Below are 16,806 nucleotides of genomic sequence, written 5' to 3'. Positions count from 1 at the left end.
TTACGCAATCAGTTTTAAAGCACAAAGATGATCGCGGGGGCTGATCGGGATTTTCCCTGGTATCTCAGCCCACTTCTGCCTGATGCACGTCGCCATGATGAATTCCATAAAGGCGCGCTTCAGTCTATTTATGGTAGCGTAACCTTTTCGAAGCCGCCCGCACTGCCCACGTCCAGCAGGCCACGATTCATGATCCACAACCCCGTGCTGCCCGGCTTCAATCCGGACCCCTCCTTCTGCCGCGTCGGCGATGACTTCTACATCGCAACCTCCACGTTCGAGTGGTACCCCGGCGTGCAGATTCACCACTCGCGCGACCTCGTCAATTGGACGCTGGTGACGCGCCCGCTGAACCGCAAGAGCCAGCTCGACATGCGCGGCAACCCGGACTCCTGCGGCATCTGGGCGCCCTGCCTGTCCTACGCGGACGGCCTGTTCTGGCTGGTCTACACCGATGTGAAGCGCTTCGAGGGTAACTTCAAGGATGCGCACAACTACATCGTCACGGCGCCCAGCATCGAGGGCCCCTGGAGCGACCCGGTCTACGTGAACTCGTCGGGCTTCGATCCCTCCCTCTTCCACGATGAAGATGGCCGCAAGTGGTTCCTGAACATGCTGTGGGACCACCGCACCGGCTCCATCGGCGGCCAGCCCAAGGCCTCCGCATTCGCCGGCATCCTGCTGCAGGAATGGGACGCCGAACGCCGCCAGCTCGTCGGGTCGGTCACCAACATCTACCGCGGCACGCCGCTGGGCCTGGTCGAAGGGCCGCACCTCTTCAAGCGCCAGGGCTGGTACTACCTGATGACGGCCGAGGGCGGCACCGGCTACGGCCACGCGGTGACGCTGGCGCGTTCGCGCGCGCTGCATGGCCCCTACGAGACCCACCCCCAGCGGCACGTCGTCAGCAGCAAGGACGCACCCGACGCGCCGCTGCAGCGCGCCGGCCACGGCCAGGTCGTGCAGTTGGCCGACGGCAGCGTCTACCTCGCCCACCTCTGCGGCCGGCCGCTGCCGGGCACGCGGCGCTCGCCGCGCGGCCGCGAGACGGCCATCCAACGTTGCGTCTGGGGTGAGGACGACTGGCTCTACCTCGCCGACGGCGGCATGGTGCCGGCCGTCGAGGTGGCTGCGCCCACTGATGCGCAGCCGCTGCCGCGCGAAGCCGTGCGGCGCAGCTTCGTCAACTGCCCGCGCCTGCCGCAGGAATTCCAGTGGCTGCGCACGCCCGAGCCTGACCGGCTGTTCACGCTCACCGGCGGCGCACTGCGGCTGACCGGGCGCGAGTCGGTGGGCAGCTGGTTTGAGCAAAGCCTGGTGGCGCGGCGCCAGGAGGATGCCGGCTTGCGCGCCGAGACGACGGTGGCGGCTTTTTCTCCCGACACCTACCAACAGGCCGCGGGCCTGACCCATTACTACAACCGCCACAAGTTCCACGCCCTCCTCATCACCTGGGCGGACGGGCTGGGCCGCGTGCTGAGCATCCTGTCCTGCCCCGGCGATTGGCCGGACAACCGGTTGCAGTTCCCCCTCGGCGAACCCGTGCCTTTGCCCGCTGAGGGCCCGGTGCAACTCGCTGCCGACATCGACGGCCCGCATCTGCAGTTCCTCGCCGACTGGGGCCAGGGCTGGCAGCCCGTGGGGCCGGTGCTGGACGCCAGCGTCATCTCCGACGAAGGCGGCCGCGCCGAGCATGCCTCCTTCACCGGCGCCTTCATCGGCATGCTGGCCTTCGACACCAGCGGCCGCGCCCGAACGGCTGACTTCACCCGCTTCGACTACTTGCCTCGATGAGCACCAAGGGTTCAGCAGCCGATCCCGCGGTCTTCACGCTCGGCACGGCTGGCGGCCTGCAGATCCAGGTCAGCGATTTCGGTGCGCGCTGGCTGTCCTGCCTCGCGCCCATGCCGGATGGCAGTCGGCGTGAGGTCGTGCTCGGGCACGCGATGCCGGCCGATCACCTGCGCGAGCCCGGCTTCTTTGGCGCCATCGTCGGCCGCTATGCCAACCGCATCGGCGGCGCCGCCATCACGCTGGACGGGCGCGCGCATCGGCTCGTCGCCAACGAGGGCGAGAACCAGCTGCACGGCGGTCCGGATGGCTTCGACCGCCGCAGCTGGACGGTCGTCGACCATGGTACGCACCACCTGCGCCTGGCCCTGCATTCGCCCGATGGCGACCAGGGCTACCCCGGTGCACTGAGCGCCGAAGTCGAGTACCGCCTGGACCCGCAGCGCCCAGTCCTCACGCTGCACTTCGGCGCCCGCGTGAGCGCGCCCTGCCCGGTCAATCTGACCAGCCATCCCTACTTCAATCTCGACGGCTCGGCAGCGCCCGTGCTCGGCCATCGGCTGCAGGTGGCCGCGAGCGCGATGCTGCCGGTGCGGCCCGACATGGTCCCGACCGGCGAAGTCGCCCCGGTCAACGGCACGCCCTTCGATTTGCGTCAGCCACGCCTCATCGGCGATGGCCTGGGCCAGGGCGAGCAGCAGGCGCGCGGCAGCGGCTACGACCACTGCTTCGTGCTGGACGAGAACGCCGCACGCGGCGAGGCGCCCGCCGCCGCGCTGGTCTCGGCCGACGGGCGCCTGGCCATGCGACTCTTCACCAACTACCCTGGCCTGCAGGTCTGCAGCGGCAATTTCGTGCACCATGCCAAGGGCCGCGACGGCCTGCCCTTTTCACGCCATGCCGGCATCGCGCTGGAGCCGCAGTTCTTCCCGGACGCGCCCAACCACCCGGCCTGGCGCGAGCAGGGCTGCATCCTGCGCCCCGGCCAGACGCTGGCGCGCTGGATGCGCCTGGAGTTCGACGCCATCGCCCGATGAATTCGCTGCCCATGACCAAGACACCCGAAGAGCTGCGCAGTGCGCGCTGGTTCGCCAAGGACGATTTCCGCAGCTTCGGCCATCGCAGCCGTGTGCTGCAGATGGGCTATGCCGCCGAGGACTTCATCGGCAAACCCGTCATCGCCATCGTCAACACCTGGAGCGATGCCAACCAGTGCCACAGCCACTTCAAGCAGCGGGTGGAGGACGTCAAGCGCGGCGTCCTGCAAGCGGGCGGCTGGCCACTGGAACTGCCGGCCATTTCGCTCAGCGAAAGCATGGTCAAGCCGACGTCCATGCTCTATCGCAACTTCCTCGCGATGGAGACCGAGGAGCTGCTGCGCAGCCACCCGGTGGACGGCGCCGTGCTGATGGGCGGCTGCGACAAGACCACGCCCGGCCTCTTGATGGGCGCCCTCAGCATGGGCCTGCCCTGCATCTACCTGCCGGCCGGCCCGATGCTGCGCGGCAACTGGCGCGGCCAGGTGCTGGGCTCGGGGTCGGACGCCTTCAAGTACTGGGACGAACGCCGCGCCGGCCGCCTGAGTGACCAGGCCTGGGCCGAGATGGAGGCCGGCATCGCGCGCAGCCACGGCACCTGCATGACGATGGGCACGGCGGCCACGATGATGGGCATTGCCGAGGCGTTGGGCTTCACGCTGCCGGGCGCCAGCAGCATCCCCGCGCCAGACGCCAACCACATCCGCATGTCGGCGGAATGCGGCCGGCGCATCGTGCAGATGGTATGGGGGGACCTGACGCCAGCGAAGTTGCTCAGCAAGGGCAGCTTCGCCAACGCGATTGCCGTGGCCATGGCCATGGGCTGCAGCACCAACGCCATCATTCATCTGGTCGCCATCAGCCGCCGCGCCGGGCTGCCGGTCACGCTGGACGACTTCGACGCGGCCAGCCGCCATGTCGGCGTCATCGCCAACATCCGGCCCAGCGGGGATGCCTACCTGATGGAGGACTTCTTCTACGCCGGCGGGCTGCCCGCGCTGATGAACGTCATGCGGGACAAGCTCGACCTCGGCGCGCTGACCGTCAACGGCCGCACGGTGGGCGAGAACGTCGCTGGCGCCGAGGTGTTCAATGCCGATGTGATCCGGCCACTCGACAACGCCATCTACGCCGAAGGGGCGCTGGCCGTGCTGCGCGGCAACCTCGCGCCGGACGGCGTCGTCATCAAGCCCAGCGCCGTGGCGCCGCATCTGCTGCAGCACACCGGCCGGGCGCTCGTGTTCGACGACTACCCGAGCCTGAAGGCCGCCGTCGATGACCCGGACCTGGACGTGACCGGCGACGACATCCTCGTGCTGCGCAACGCCGGCCCGAAGGGTGCCGGCATGCCGGAGTGGGGCATGCTGCCTATCCCGACCAAGCTGCTGAAAGCCGGCGTGACGGACATGCTGCGCCTGTCCGACGCACGCATGAGCGGCACCAGCTACGGCGGCTGCCTGCTGCATTGCAGCCCCGAGGCCTTCATCGGCGGCCCGCTGGCGCTGGTGAAGACCGGCGACCGCATCACCGTCGACGTGCCGGCCCGCCGCATCCACCTCGAAGTCAGCGACGAGGAACTTGCCGCGCGCCGCGCCGCCTGGACACCGCCGCCCGCGCGCTACGAGCGCGGCTACGGCTGGATGTTCGCCCGCCACATCCTGCAGGCCCATGAGGGCTGCGACTTCGATTTCCTGGAAACCAGCTTCGGTGCACCGGTCCCCGAACCTGTCATCTACTGAGAGCCATCATGAATCCCGACACCCGCAAGAAGCTCATGGGCGTCAGCACCGCCACGCTCTGCACCGCCCTGTTCAAGCGTGGCCTGCGCGGTCAGTTCATCCAGGACGTCAGGCCACTGAACCCGGGCCTGCCCAACATGGTGGGCCCGGCCTACACGCTGCGCTACATGCCGGCGCGCGAGGACCTGAACGACATCAGCGTGTTCAAGGACCGCGCCCATCCACAGCGCAAGGCCGTCGAGGAATGCCCGGAAGGCGCGGTGCTCGTCATCGACAGCCGCAAGGACGCGCGCGCGGCGTCGGCCGGCGGCATCCTGGTGGCGAGGCTGATGGTGCGCGGCGTGGCCGGCGTCGTCACCGATGGCGGCTTTCGCGACAGCCCCGACATCGCCCGCTACAGCATGCCGGCCTACCACTCGCGCCCGAGCGCACCGACCAACCTGACGCTGCACCAGGCCATCGCCATCAACGAGCCGATTGGCTGCGGCGATGCGCCGGTGTTCCCGGGTGATGTGATCGTCGGCGATGCCGAGGGCGTCATCGTCATCCCGGCCCACCTGGCCGACGAGATCGCGAACGAAGCCGTCGAGATGACCGTCTTTGAGGACTATGTGCAGGACAAGGTGATGGGCGGCCGCAGCGTGCTGGGCCTTTACCCACCGACCGATGCCGACGTGGCCGCGGACTTCGCGGCCTGGCGTCAGCTCAAGGGGCGCTGACCTTCGGGCATCGCCCGTCGAGCACTTCGACAGGAAAGGCTTCGGCCATCACGCGATAGCCGGCCAGCGACGGATGCAGGCCGTCGTTGTCGACCTCGGCACGCAGGAATGCCGGACGCGCGGGGTCGCGCATCAACGCATCAAAGTCCACCAGTGCATCGAAGCGTCCCGGCTCACGCAGCCAGGCGTTCAGCGCCTGGCGATCGGCCTCGTTCTCGGCTTGCGGTGAGTAGTAGCCGCTGCCCGAATAGGGCATGACGGTCGAGGCGATCAAGCAGACGCCGCGTGAGCGGGCACGCTGGGCGAGGTCAGTGAAACCCGCCTTCATCTCGGCCAGCAGCGTGGCGCGAGACTCGGGCGTCGTCGGCCGGCCGCGGTGGCTAACGCCGAGATCGTTGACGCCGATCAGCACGACGGCATGCGTGGTGCCGGTTCTTTCCAGCACGTCGCGGTCAAAACGCGACACGAGGTTGGGACCGAGCCCGTCGCGCAGCAGGCGCCCGCCGCCAATGCCCGTGTTGATGACCGAGACCTCCCGCTTCTCCGCCATCAGGCGACGCGACAGCACATCGGTCCAGCGTTGGTAGCTGCCCGAGGGCACGCCATAGCCGTCGGTGATGGAGTCACCCGTCGCGACGAGGACGGGCAGCACTCTGGCAGCCCGCACGTCCAAGGCTGCCAGATGTCTCCAGCCTTCCTGGGCCACGGCCTCGGGCCAGTCCGCCGTGCCAACGCGATCGCCTGGCACCGCCCAACTGCGGATGCGCGAACCTGGATGCATACTGGCCTGCGCCGGCCCGGCCTGCACATGCATCTGCACGGCGACATCGGCCTGGCGTGGGACGGCGAATTCGATCACGTCGCTCAAGATCTCGGCATGCGCCGGCACGACGACTTCACGCCGACCCCCAAAGCTAAGCGAACGCAGGCTGGCCGCGTTGACCACCACGCCGTCCACCAAGGCCACGCTGGCCGCGCCCAGGGTCAGCGGCTCGGCGCCGAAGAGGTTGCTGATGCGCACCCGCAGGGCCCGACCTGCGGCGTCCACGCGCACGATCTGGCGCAAGCTGACGTCGCGCAGGGGCTGGCGCCACGGGAGCGGGGCGTCAGCTGGCGGCGCCTGCTCCAGCTGCGCGCTGGCCCAGGCCGCCAGCCAGGTGCCGCCGGCATCGTCTCGCGGCGCGCCGGCGCACGCAGCCAGCAGCAGGACGGCAGTCAGCAGGCCGAATCGACGGCTCGCTTTTGGAGATGGGTTCATGCCAAAATGATAGCGCAACCATTTGCCCATCATTCGGCGCGATCCGGAGACGTATTACCGGGGTCAAGCCAGCCGTGTCAGTGCGCGCGGGCCAAGTGCTGCATGCCCCGGCCAGACCTCCCGGCTTGCCTTTTCAGTGATCTCCGCCGAGAGCTCTGTCGTCTGTCATCCACGTACCGGAATCTGGGCCAACTGGGCCGACCACAGCGGTTGCGTCGCGAGTTCCGCGGCGGTGACGTCGTCTGCCGTCACCGCATATTCATTGCTGCTGCGCTCAACAAAATAGGCAGAGCGGTAGCGCTGCAGCAGTCCCCCGAGTGCCCTGCGGGCCTGATTCGAAGGGCCATTGAAGACGAGGGTCAGCGTGGTCATGGTCGGTGCTTTCATCAAGGGCCGAGGTCATCCCATCGGCCCTCCTTGAACGCCAGGCAACCGGAGCGGTTGACGTTCAAGGTTGATACAGCTTGTGAGCGCGCCGCCCAGGCCAAGCGATCCGGCCTACAGGCGTCCCATCAGCAGCAGCACCAACACGATCAGAGGAACCGTGAGCCAACGCCGCCTCGGGACGAAGCGCAGGCCCTGCCAGGACCCGCAGACATCCTCACATCCTCAAAACAGTTGACATGCCGTTCCCGCAGGCTTGATGGGCCTGCCGTGAAGGCGCACAGTGCCAGCCTCGCCAGGAGATCACGATGCGATTCAGCCGCCTCGCCGCACTGTCCCTGGCCATGCTGCCGCTCGGCGCCATGGCAGGGGCGCTGTACGGCACCGTCCGCTCGGACCATGGGCCGCTGGGCGCCGTACAGGTTCAGCTGGCCTGCCCCCGCTTCGGGCAGGGCGCACGCACCACGGAGGCGACGAGCGATGCCAACGGCAGCTTCGCGCTGCGCCTGCCCGTGAATGGCAAGTGCGAGATGCGCGTGCAGCGCGGCACCAGCATCGGCCCGCCGTTCGAGGTCTATCTGTTCGAGAACCCCGTGCGCTTTGATTTCGTCGTCGGGCAGCGGCTGGAGAAGCTGCGGTGACGGTCAAGGAGGCGGACAAGGTCAACAACAAGGCGCAAGACAAGGGCAAGCCCGGCGAGAAGGACACCGGCGCCACTCGCCTGGAGTGGATCAAGGCGATCGGCATGCCGGCAGTGACGCTGATCGTGACGGTGGTGGGCGGCTACTACCTGACTGGCCTGCAGAAGGAACGCGAGACGCGCGAGGGCAACGAGAAGCTGTACGCGCAGTTGCTGACGCAGCGCGAGCAGTCTGACGCGCAGATCCGCAAGGACATGTTCAACGTCGTCATCAGCAACTTTCTGAAGGAGCCCAAGAAGGGCGACCTCGAAACGCAGGTGCTGCAACTCGAACTGCTCGCGAGCAACTTCAACCAGTCGCTGGACCTGGCGCCTCTGTTCAAGGACGTGGCCCGTAAGCTGACAGGCAAGGACGCCTCGTCCACGCCGCGCAATGCCGAGTTCAAGAAGCGACTGGACCTCAGCGCAGCCAACCTGATCTCCAAGCAGGTCGACAGCCTGTCGCACCGGGGCTTCGCCAAGGGCTATCCACAGCCACTGGGCGGTTGGGCGGAGAACTTCGGCAAGCCCTTCATCGACGAGAAGGTCCCGTTGCAGCGCCTCATGCCGCGATCACGAGCGGCACCGGGCGGCAAAGGCGAATCCATTCACTTCCAGGTCGAGATCGTGGATGTGAGTCTGGAGCGCCGCGAGGTGGAGGTCAGGCTGCGCGTCGACTTCCCGGGGGACTCGGAACAAGACGTGGACCGGCATTTCTGGGTCAGCCAATACGACTTCCCCATGCTGGACAACACGCAGTTGCCGCAGGGGCTTCGCTGCTCCATCGTCATCACCGAATTCCTGGTGCCGGACGGCCCCGCGGACAGCCGCGAAGCCAACAGCGCCGTCAAGTTCCACCTGGTCGTCTTTCCTGCTGCGAGCGCCAGCTTCAAGGAACGCCAGGACTATGACGACGTGCTGACCGACATGTTGAGGTTCAGCGCCAACCGCGGCGAGAAGGAGGCAGCACGCCCATGAACACAATTCCACTGCCCTGCCGCCGCTCCTTGCTTTGCGGCGTCGTCCTGGTCCTGGCCGCGGCGCTGCGTCCGCAGCACGCCCTGGCATACGCCGCAGCATCGGCGCCCACCGGCAATGACGACGAGGCCCCAAAAGGCAAACCGCCAAAAGACAAGGATCGAGATCGGGACAAATCGACCACCCGGCTGGTCGTCAAGGTCAGTGGCAACGGCAAGCCCGTCAGCCACGCCGACGTGAAGGTCAAGGTCGGCGGCGGCGACGGCATCTCCCTCGTGACCAATGACCGCGGCGAAGCCTCGCTGACTCTCAACGCCCCGGGCGCGGCCGAAGTCCACGTGATTGCGCTGGGCTGGGCGTCCGGTCGCGGCGTCGTGGAACTCAAGGCCGGCGAGCCGACCTCGCTGCAGATCGAACTCAAGAAGTCGCAGTGAAGGCGGCTGCGGATAGCGCCCGGTGAGAAGGGCCCGCCGCGGAGCTCGGGCTCAGGGCGCGGCGATGCCGTCGATGCGGTCCAGGCGCACGATCATGCGGCCAAACTGCTGATTGCGCAGTTCAACCCACAGCCCCAGTTCGATGCGCGTCACCGCGCCCGAGATCGTCTGCCCGGCCACGTAGAGCGTGATGCCGCGCTTGTCCTGCAGCGCCGTGGTGAGCGCCTGCTCGATGCCTCGCGTGGCATCGGTTGCATGAGCAACGCCCGACACGAAGGCGCAGGCGACGACGAGCGCGGCCAGCGCACGGCGTGAGGAAAAGGGGCGGGACGGTTGCACAGACATGGCAGGGCTCCTGAATGCTGGTTGGACGGGCCTTGACTGTGCTCGACGCGGGTCACCAGGAGACGTCAGGCGAGGCAGGGGTTTGTTTCGTTTGTTGTTCGTGCCGATCTTGAGAATCAGACACGGCTGACGCTGCGCCACCCTCGCCTGGCGCAGCATGGGCCCCAAGGAGACCACAGCCGTGATCGCAAGCTTGCTCGGCCCGTTGCTGGGTCGCTGGGCGTTTGAACCGTTCGCCAAGGCCTTGCCCCAGATGGGCGACACCGAGCGCGCGGCGCTGGAGGCCGGCACGGTGGGTTTCGAAGGCGCATTGTTCGCCGGCGCGCCGGACTTCGACCGCCTGCTCGCCATGGCGCCCAACCGCCTGACGGCCGACGAGCAGGCCTTCCTGGACGGCGACGTGCGCGAGCTGATTGCCATGCTCGACGACTTTGCGATCGACGAGGCGCACGACCTGCCGCCCGAGGTGTGGCGCTTTCTGCGCGAGCGGCGCTTCTTCGGCATGATCATCCCGCGCGAGCAGGGTGGCCTGGGCTTCGGCCATTTCGCCCACGCCGCCGTGGTGACCCGTATCGCCACCGTCAACGTGGCCACCGCCGTGACGGTCATGGTGCCCAACTCGCTGGGCCCGGCCGAACTGCTGCTGCGCTACGGCACGGACGCGCAGAAGGCCCACTACCTGCCCCGCCTGGCGGACGGCCGCGACCTGCCCTGCTTCGGCCTCACCTCGCCGTACGCCGGTTCCGACGCTGCGGCCATCCCAGACACCGGCATGCTGACCGAGCGCGAGATCGACGGCCACACCGTGCGCGGCTTCAGCGTGCGCTTTGACAAGCGCTACATCACGCTCGCACCGGTGGCCACCGTGGTGGGGCTGGCCTTCCAAGCCGTGGACCCGTCGCGCCCGCCGGCGGAGCAGCATCTCGGCATCACTTGCGCACTGATCCCCGTGCCCACGCCGGGGCTGGAGATCGGGCGCCGCCACCGGCCGATGAACTCCGCCTTCATGAACGGGCCCATCCACGGCGACGATGTGTTCGTGCCCATGGACTGGGTCATCGGCGGCGAGGCACAGGTGGGCCAGGGCTGGCGCATGCTGATGGAATGCCTCGCTGCGGGGCGCGCCATCTCGTTGCCGGCGTTGGGCGCGGCCATGCAGCAGACAGCGCTCTACGTGATGACGGGCTATGGCCGCATCCGCGAGCAGTTCGGCCTGCCCATCGCGCGCTTCGAGGCCATTGCGGGTCTCATAGCCCGCACGGCGGCGGATCTGTACGCGTCCGACGCCGCGCGCCGCTACACGGCAGCGGCACTCGACGCCGGCGAGCGGCCCAGCGTGGCCAGCGCCATCCTCAAGGTGCAGCTCACCGAGGCCGGCCGCCGCGCCGTCAGCACGGGCATGGACGTGCTGGGCGGCAAGGGCATCATCAGCGGCCCGAGCAACCTGCTGGGCGTGGCCTATCGGCATGCGCCCATCGCCATCACGGTGGAAGGCGCCAACCTGCTGTCGCGGGCCCTCATCATCTTCGGCCAGGGCGCCGTGCGCTGCCACCCACACGTGATGGACGAAATGGCTGCCGTGCAGGCCAAGGACGAAGCCGCGCTGGGCCGGGCCCTGCTCGGCCACGCAGGCCACGTCGCGCGCAACCTCGGCGCCAGCCTCTTCGGCGCCGGCCTGAAGGGCCGTGTGCCGCCAGGGCTTGAAAAGGAAGCCCGGCTCATCGCCCGCTTGTCGGCCAAATACGCGCTGACGGCCGACCTCGCGATGGGGCTGCTCGGCGGGCGGCTCAAGCGCATGGAGCTGCTGTCCGCGCGGCTGGGCGATGTGCTCTCCCACCTCTACCTGGCGGCGGCCAGCGTGTGGCGCTTCAAGGTGGAGGAGCAGGGCGAGGGCGACCCGAAGATGCTGCCATTCGCCCGGGCCGCCATCCGCTTCCAGCTCGAAGCCGCCGCGGCCACGCTGCGAGATCTGCACGCCAACATGCCTTCGGGCGCGTTGAAGGCGCTGTCGCCGCTGCTGCTGCACGGCACCCGCCACCTGGCACCGCTGCGCGATCGCGATCTCGTTGCGCTGGCCGAATCACTGCGCACCGATCCCTCGCTCGTGGCCCGCCTGTGCCCCGACTTCACCCCGCCGGCCACCGGCGGGCTGCGCGACCTGGCCGACGCGCTGCGCCTGGCCGATGCACTGGGCGGCGCCCCGGCCGAGGAGGTCACCGAGCTGAACCGCGCACTGCGCCGCACACACTCACTGGAAGCCGCCGCCGCCAGCTCGCGCGACCCCGAGGCCGCGCTGGCATATCTGCGCGCGGCGGACAAGGTCATTCAGGTGGACTGACGCGACGAAGCAAGGTCTTCCTGTGGGCAGCGTCATTGGGCCTGAAAAATCACTCCTCCCAGCGAAACCGCCAGATCGCCAGCAGCCCGAAGGCTGCGCTGAAGCCCAGCATCACCGCGCTGGGCAGCAGCGCAGCGGCGAAGGGCTGACCGCGCCACGTCATCGCATCCAGCGCATCCACGGCCCAACGCGTCGGCACCGCCAGCGAAGCCGTCTGCAACCACTCCGGGAAGATGAAGGCCGGTACCCAGGCGCCGCCCAGCATGACCATCAGCAGCGTGGCCAGGATGGCCAGGCCGCGTGTGGCCTCGGGCGTGCGGCCCAGTGCCGCGATGAGCAGGCCGAAGCTGGCCGTCAGCAGCGCAAAGCAGGCCAGCACCAGCACGAAGCCGGCCGGGCTGCCGAGCACGCGCACGCCGAAGGCGGCGATGGCCACGACGTAGATGATGGTGAAGACGATCAGCGAGATCAGCGCGCTGGCGGCGATGCGACTGCCCAGCAGCTGGGCGCGCGACAGCGGTGCCGCGCGCAGCCGCTTCCACAGGCCCAGGCGGCGCATCAGCAGCAGGCCCATGCCCATCTCTACGCCGCTCATCAGGATGAACTGCACGCCCATGCCGGCGAAGGAGTGGGCATAGCTGTTGTAGGCCACGGGGGCGGCATTGGCGCTGGATTGCAGGGCCTCGACCTCGCGCGTCGTGTAGGGCATGGACAGGCCGCCCGCCGCCGCCGCGGAAGCACCGCCCGGAGGCTGAGCGGCCTCGCGCTTTTGCACGGCGCCGATGCTGTCAAACATGCGCACAAGCTCGGCCCGGCGTTCGGTGTCCAGGCCTTGCGAGGTCTCGACCTGTTGCTTCATGTCCGCCAGCACGGGGCTGCCGGCGCTGAAGGTGCTGCGGCTGACCTCCTGCATCAGCGTCTGCGCCAGCAGCCCGCGCACGACGGCCAGGGCGCTGGCCTGCGAGGGGTCGTAGTGCAGCACGATCACGGGCTTCGGGCTGGTGCCGAACATGGCGCCCGCCGCCTGCTGGCCCAGGCCCTGCGGCAGGATGGCCGCGGCGCGCAGCTTGCCGGCGCGCACCTGCGCCACGACGTCGGCCTCATCGGTGACCGTGGTCTTCAACGCGGACTCGGCCTGCAGTGCTGCGACGACGCGCTGCGACAGCGGGCTGCGGTCCAGGTCGACGACACCGACGGCGATGCCGGCCATCTTGCTGCTGGAGCCGAACAGGCTGCCGAAGAAGGCGGCGATGAGGATGGGCGCGACGATGCTCATGAGCAGCGCGCGGCGGTTGGAGAAGTGCAGCTTCAGTTCTGCACGGACGAGCGCGAGGATGGCTTGCATGGGTGTCCTCTTCAGTCGCGCAGGGCGCGGCCGGTGAGTTGGAGGAAGACGTCTTCAAGCGTCGCGCGCGCCGAGGCCAGACCGCGCACCCTGACACCTCGCTGCGCCAGCGCGGCCAGTACGGCGCCGGCGTCGCGGCCGATGTCGGCGACGCTGACGTCCAGCCGCTGGCCCACCCGCCTGACATCGGGAAAGCCGGCCAGGCCTTGCAGCGCCGCATCGTTGGGCTCGCCGTCGATCTCGACGTGCAGCGTCTGCGCGGCCGGCAGCAACGCGAAAAGCTGGGCCTGGGTGCCGCTGGCGACGACGCGGCCATGGTCGATGATGACGAGTCGGTCGGCCAGGCGCTCGGCCTCCTCCATGTAGTGGGTCGTGTAGATCAGCGCCTTGCCGGCGCGCTTGAGCATCTCCAGGTTGTCGAAGATGGCGTTGCGGCTTTGCGGGTCGACGCCGGCCGTGGGTTCGTCGAGCAGGATGATCTCGGGGTCGTGGATCAGCGCGCAGGCGATGTTGAGCCGCCGCTTCATGCCGCCGGAGAAGGTCGAGGGCTTGTCCTTGGCGCGGTCCGACAGGCCCACCATGGCCAGCACCTCGTCGGCGCGGCGCTTCAGCACTTCAGGCGCCATGCCATAGAGGTTGCCGAAGAGCTCCACGTTCATGCGCGCCGGCAGTTCCTCGTACAGCGCGATGTCCTGGGGCACCAGGCCGATGCGGCGCTTGTAGCCGGCCTCGTCGCTGGCGAGGCTGACGCCGCCGGACAGCGTCACCGTGCCGGCATCGGGCACCGTCAGGCCGCAGATCATGCCGACCGTCGTCGACTTGCCAGCGCCGTTAGGGCCGAGCAGGCCCAGCACCTCACCAGCCCGCAGCTCAAGGCTCACTTCATGCACGGCCACGCGGTCGCCATAGGCCTTGCGCAGGCCGCGGGCCACCAGCACGTCTTCCTTCATTGCCGCCTCCTTGGGTTTCGAATGGGCGCGATGCTAGACAGGGGCCGGGCGGCGCGCGCCTGCCACGCGACGAACGGCAAGCATCGGGCGCGGATGAACGGCACGGCGCGCCAACTGTGAAAGCCGGGTCGGGCGGTCGATACTGGCTGGCATGAAGGCACGCATCGGCATCATCGGCACGGGCTGGGTCGGCACCAGCGTCGCGTTTTCAACGCTGCTCGCCGGGCATGCGCGCGAACTGTGGCTGTGCGACCAGCGCGCCGCCGTGGCCGAGGGCGAGGCCATGGACCTGGCCGACGGTGCGGCCTTCTACCCGCGCTGCGCCGTGAGTGCCGCGCCCCTGGCGCAGATGCGCGAGGCCGACATCGTCGTGCTGGCCGCCGGACGCAACGGCCGGCCGGATGAGAGCCGGCTGGACCTGCTGCGCGACAACGCCCGCATCGCCGCCGGCATGGGCCGGGCGCTGGCCGGCTTCGGCGGCATCGTCATCGTCGTGACCAACCCGGTCGACGTGCTGACCCGCGTGGTCGCCGCGGCCGCCGGCCTGCCACCGGAGCGTGTCATCGGCACCGGCACGCTGCTGGACACGGCGCGGCTGCGCGAGCGGCTGGCCATGCACCTGAAGGTGTCGCCGACGTCGGTGCATGCGCAGGTCGTGGGCGAGCATGGCGACTCATCGGTCGTGCTGTGGTCCGGCGCGCGCGTCGGTGGCGTGGCGCTGCGCGACTGGGCCGGCTGGCCGGCGGACGAGGAAGCCACGCTGGCGGGCCACGTGCGCCGCGCGGCCTACGACGTCATCCAGCGCAAGGGCGCCACCAACCACGCCATCGGGCTCGTCACGAGCGAGCTGATCGGCGCCCTCGTCAACGATGAGCGCCGGCTGCTGCCCGTCAGCCGCGTGCAGGAGGGCGCCTGTGGCATCCGCGGCGTGGCGTTGTCCCTGCCGGCGCTGGTGGGCGCGGGCGGCGCGGTGCAGGTGGTGGAGCCGGCGATGGATGCGGTCGAGCGGGCGGCGTTGGCGGCGTCGAGCGCGGTGCTGGCGCGAGCATTCGCGTCGCTCGCCGCCGGCGCCTAGGCCAGCTTGGCGTGCCCCCATGCGGGCCGGCTCGTGGCCTTTGCGCGCTGCGGGCTGCGGCGCTCGACGCCGACGCGCGCCGGGGCGGCGCGTGGTGCCACAGGCACCGCGGACTCGTGCGCCGGGCTGCCCTGAGCCAGCTTGAACACTTCGACCGTCTGCACCAGCCGCAGCGCCTGCACCCGCAGGCACTCCGCCGCCGCCGCGCTTTCCTCCACCAGTGCGGCATTCTGCTGCGTGACCTGGTCCATCTGGCCGACGGCTTCACCCACCTGGCACACGCCAGCACTCTGCTCCGTGCTGGCCGCGCTGATCTCGACCATGATGTCGGTCACACGCTTGATCGAGTTGACCACTTCCGTCATCGTGGCACCGGCCTGATCGACCAGCGCCGTGCCCTGCTCGACACGCTGCACGCTCGCACCGATCAGGCTCTTGATCTCCTTGGCGGCGTTCGCCGATCGACCGGCCAGGCTGCGCACCTCGCTGGCGACGACCGCGAAGCCGCGGCCCTGCTCGCCGGCGCGCGCCGCTTCCACCGCCGCGTTCAAGGCGAGGATGTTGGTCTGGAAAGCGATGCCGTCGATGACGCCGATGATGTCGGCAATCTTCTTCGAGCCGGCGTTGATCTCCTTCATCGTGTCGACGACCTGGCCGACCACTTCGCCGCCCTTGATGGCGATGACGCTGGCGCCCTGCGCGAGTGCGTTGGCCTCGCTGGCGTTGTCGGCGTTTTGCTTGACGGTGGCGCTGAGCTGCTCCATCGAAGCTGCGGTCTCCTCGAGCGCCGAGGCCTGCTCCTCGGTGCGCTGGCTCAGGTCGTTGTTGCCCTGGGCGATCTGTGCCGATGCGGTGGCGACCGCTTCGGAGTTCTCGCGCACGCCGGCCACCACGCGGGACAGGCTCTCCTGCATCTCCCGCAGCTGCGCCAGCAGGCTGGTCGTGTCGCCTGGCCTGAGATCGATGCGCACGCTGAGGTCGCCCGCGGCAACGCTGCGTGCCAGGTCTGCGGCGACACGCGGCTCGCCGCCGATCTGGCGAGTGACGGAGCGGATGATCCAGGCCGCCATCGCAACGGCCAGGGCCAGAGCGATCGCGCACGACACCCACACCGCGCGGTTGATGGCCACCAGCGCGCTGGCGGCTTCGACGCCCGACTCCTTCAGCAACTCGCCCTGGAAGCTGATCAGGTCGTCCACGGTGGCGAAATAGGCCAGCTGGGCCGGGCGCGCGACGCCAAGCAGTTGGCTCTTGGCCTCATCAACCTTGCCGGCAACCACCAGGTTGATGTACTGGACCTCCGCCGGAACGTAAACAGCTCGGGCCTCGATGATCTTTGCCAGCAGCGCCTTGCCCTTCTCGACCTTGATCTGGGCCTGCAGCTTGGCCAACCCGTCGCCGATGTTCTTGCCAGCGGACTCAATCTGCGCCTCTTGCTTCTTCAAGTCCGCCGGAGCACTCATGATGAGCATGTTGCGCATGGACAGGCCGATCTGGTTGAGGTTGCCCTTGACCTCGTTGAGCAGCGCCACTCGCGGAATACGTTCGTCGGTCACCTTGTGGAATGCGTCGTCGACCGTGGGGATCCTCGCGAGCGTCATGCCACCCATGAAGACGATCAGAAGCACCAGGGTGCCGAACCCCAGGCCAAGCCGGGTGGAGAGTTTCATGTCATCGAACATCATGATGCGGGTTCCTTTGACGGACGGGGAGGGCTCGCTGCACGGGATTGAT

Annotated in this window: 15 protein-coding genes; 9 read left to right on the top strand and 6 right to left on the bottom strand. The window is 68.7% G+C overall.

All coding sequences use genetic code 11. The annotated features are described in order from the left end of the window. The first annotated feature begins 189 nt into the window (after window positions 1–189). The 4 genes from ACXJLH_RS04455 to ACXJLH_RS04440 are packed head-to-tail and all read left to right on the top strand — an operon-like array spanning window position 190 to window position 5,286. A complete protein-coding gene (locus ACXJLH_RS04455; RefSeq protein ID WP_457442633.1) occupies window positions 190–1,794 on the top strand; it encodes a glycoside hydrolase family 43 protein in 1,605 nt (534 codons plus the stop codon). Beyond that, entirely contained in the window at window positions 1,791–2,828 is a 1,038-nt protein-coding gene (locus ACXJLH_RS04450; protein WP_457442632.1) for an aldose epimerase family protein, read from the top strand. The genes ACXJLH_RS04455 and ACXJLH_RS04450 overlap by 4 nt, the downstream gene beginning before the upstream one ends. An 11-nt stretch (window positions 2,829–2,839) precedes the next feature. Continuing rightward, a complete protein-coding gene (gene araD / locus ACXJLH_RS04445) occupies window positions 2,840–4,567 on the top strand; it encodes an L-arabinonate dehydratase (RefSeq protein WP_457442631.1) in 1,728 nt (575 codons plus the stop codon). An 8-nt stretch (window positions 4,568–4,575) separates the two neighbouring features. Beyond that, on the top strand, window positions 4,576–5,286 hold the full coding sequence (locus tag ACXJLH_RS04440) for a ribonuclease activity regulator RraA (protein WP_457322662.1): 711 nt from the start codon (window positions 4,576–4,578) through the stop codon (window positions 5,284–5,286). On the opposite strand, the gene ACXJLH_RS04435 is transcribed toward ACXJLH_RS04440, so the two are convergent. Next, a complete protein-coding gene (locus tag ACXJLH_RS04435) occupies window positions 5,273–6,544 on the bottom strand; it encodes an SGNH/GDSL hydrolase family protein (protein WP_457442630.1) in 1,272 nt (423 codons plus the stop codon). The two genes, ACXJLH_RS04440 and ACXJLH_RS04435, sit on opposite strands and share 14 nt — an antisense overlap. 165 nt (window positions 6,545–6,709) lie before the next feature. Continuing rightward, on the bottom strand, window positions 6,710–6,916 hold the full coding sequence (locus tag ACXJLH_RS04430; RefSeq protein WP_457442629.1) for a hypothetical protein: 207 nt from the start codon (window positions 6,914–6,916) through the stop codon (window positions 6,710–6,712). A gap of 320 nt (window positions 6,917–7,236) precedes the next feature. On the opposite strand from ACXJLH_RS04430, the gene ACXJLH_RS04425 reads away from it, so the two are divergent. The 3 genes from ACXJLH_RS04425 to ACXJLH_RS04415 are packed head-to-tail and all read left to right on the top strand — an operon-like array spanning window position 7,237 to window position 9,019. After that, window positions 7,237–7,569, top strand: coding sequence for a hypothetical protein (locus tag ACXJLH_RS04425; protein ID WP_457322660.1), 333 nt, complete (start codon window positions 7,237–7,239; stop codon window positions 7,567–7,569). Further along, on the top strand, window positions 7,566–8,585 hold the full coding sequence (locus ACXJLH_RS04420) for a hypothetical protein (protein ID WP_457322659.1): 1,020 nt from the start codon (window positions 7,566–7,568) through the stop codon (window positions 8,583–8,585). The genes ACXJLH_RS04425 and ACXJLH_RS04420 overlap by 4 nt, the downstream gene beginning before the upstream one ends. 29 nt (window positions 8,586–8,614) lie before the next feature. Then, on the top strand, window positions 8,615–9,019 hold the full coding sequence (locus tag ACXJLH_RS04415; RefSeq protein WP_056204841.1) for a carboxypeptidase-like regulatory domain-containing protein: 405 nt from the start codon (window positions 8,615–8,617) through the stop codon (window positions 9,017–9,019). 51 nt (window positions 9,020–9,070) lie between these two features. Here the strand turns inward: ACXJLH_RS04415 and ACXJLH_RS04410 are convergent, their stop codons facing one another. Continuing rightward, window positions 9,071–9,364, bottom strand: coding sequence for a hypothetical protein (locus ACXJLH_RS04410; protein ID WP_457442628.1), 294 nt, complete (start codon window positions 9,362–9,364; stop codon window positions 9,071–9,073). A 181-nt stretch (window positions 9,365–9,545) separates the two neighbouring features. Between ACXJLH_RS04410 and ACXJLH_RS04405 the strand changes: the two genes are divergently transcribed. Then, window positions 9,546–11,702, top strand: coding sequence for an acyl-CoA dehydrogenase (locus tag ACXJLH_RS04405; RefSeq protein ID WP_457442627.1), 2,157 nt, complete (start codon window positions 9,546–9,548; stop codon window positions 11,700–11,702). A gap of 49 nt (window positions 11,703–11,751) precedes the next feature. Here the strand turns inward: ACXJLH_RS04405 and ACXJLH_RS04400 are convergent, their stop codons facing one another. Together ACXJLH_RS04400 and ACXJLH_RS04395 are read right to left on the bottom strand one after the other, a co-directional pair. Then, window positions 11,752–13,047: an ABC transporter permease gene (locus ACXJLH_RS04400; RefSeq protein WP_457442626.1), complete on the bottom strand. Its 1,296-nt coding sequence runs from the start codon at window positions 13,045–13,047 to the stop codon at window positions 11,752–11,754. A gap of 11 nt (window positions 13,048–13,058) precedes the next feature. Beyond that, window positions 13,059–13,997, bottom strand: a complete 939-nt coding sequence (locus tag ACXJLH_RS04395) for an ATP-binding cassette domain-containing protein (RefSeq protein WP_457442625.1) — start codon at window positions 13,995–13,997, stop codon at window positions 13,059–13,061. A 151-nt stretch (window positions 13,998–14,148) separates the two neighbouring features. Between ACXJLH_RS04395 and ACXJLH_RS04390 the strand changes: the two genes are divergently transcribed. Continuing rightward, window positions 14,149–15,072, top strand: coding sequence for a lactate/malate family dehydrogenase (locus ACXJLH_RS04390; RefSeq protein WP_457442624.1), 924 nt, complete (start codon window positions 14,149–14,151; stop codon window positions 15,070–15,072). On the opposite strand, the gene ACXJLH_RS04385 is transcribed toward ACXJLH_RS04390, so the two are convergent. Beyond that, window positions 15,069–16,742, bottom strand: coding sequence for a methyl-accepting chemotaxis protein (locus ACXJLH_RS04385; RefSeq protein ID WP_457442623.1), 1,674 nt, complete (start codon window positions 16,740–16,742; stop codon window positions 15,069–15,071). The two genes, ACXJLH_RS04390 and ACXJLH_RS04385, sit on opposite strands and share 4 nt — an antisense overlap. Window positions 16,743–16,806 lie beyond the last annotated feature (64 nt).

This window comes from Roseateles sp. P5_E4 (genome assembly GCF_054049255.1).
Note: the sequence above shows the minus strand (reverse complement) of the source record. Positions and strands in the feature narration are given on the sequence as shown.

Excerpts from the sequence above, each read along its gene's own strand:
- ACXJLH_RS04455 (WP_457442633.1), top strand. The coding sequence starts at position 190 with ATGATCCACAACCCCGTGCTGCCCGGCTTCAATCCGGACCCCTCCTTC.
- ACXJLH_RS04450 (WP_457442632.1), top strand. The coding sequence starts at position 1,791 with ATGAGCACCAAGGGTTCAGCAGCCGATCCCGCGGTCTTCACGCTCGGC.
- araD (WP_457442631.1), top strand. The coding sequence starts at position 2,840 with ATGACCAAGACACCCGAAGAGCTGCGCAGTGCGCGCTGGTTCGCCAAG.
- ACXJLH_RS04440 (WP_457322662.1), top strand. The coding sequence starts at position 4,576 with ATGAATCCCGACACCCGCAAGAAGCTCATGGGCGTCAGCACCGCCACG.
- ACXJLH_RS04435 (WP_457442630.1), bottom strand. The coding sequence starts at position 6,544 with ATGAACCCATCTCCAAAAGCGAGCCGTCGATTCGGCCTGCTGACTGCC.
- ACXJLH_RS04430 (WP_457442629.1), bottom strand. The coding sequence starts at position 6,916 with ATGACCACGCTGACCCTCGTCTTCAATGGCCCTTCGAATCAGGCCCGC.
- ACXJLH_RS04425 (WP_457322660.1), top strand. The coding sequence starts at position 7,237 with ATGCGATTCAGCCGCCTCGCCGCACTGTCCCTGGCCATGCTGCCGCTC.
- ACXJLH_RS04410 (WP_457442628.1), bottom strand. The coding sequence starts at position 9,364 with ATGTCTGTGCAACCGTCCCGCCCCTTTTCCTCACGCCGTGCGCTGGCC.
- ACXJLH_RS04400 (WP_457442626.1), bottom strand. The coding sequence starts at position 13,047 with ATGCAAGCCATCCTCGCGCTCGTCCGTGCAGAACTGAAGCTGCACTTC.
- ACXJLH_RS04395 (WP_457442625.1), bottom strand. The coding sequence starts at position 13,997 with ATGAAGGAAGACGTGCTGGTGGCCCGCGGCCTGCGCAAGGCCTATGGC.
- ACXJLH_RS04390 (WP_457442624.1), top strand. The coding sequence starts at position 14,149 with ATGAAGGCACGCATCGGCATCATCGGCACGGGCTGGGTCGGCACCAGC.
- ACXJLH_RS04385 (WP_457442623.1), bottom strand. The coding sequence starts at position 16,742 with ATGAAACTCTCCACCCGGCTTGGCCTGGGGTTCGGCACCCTGGTGCTT.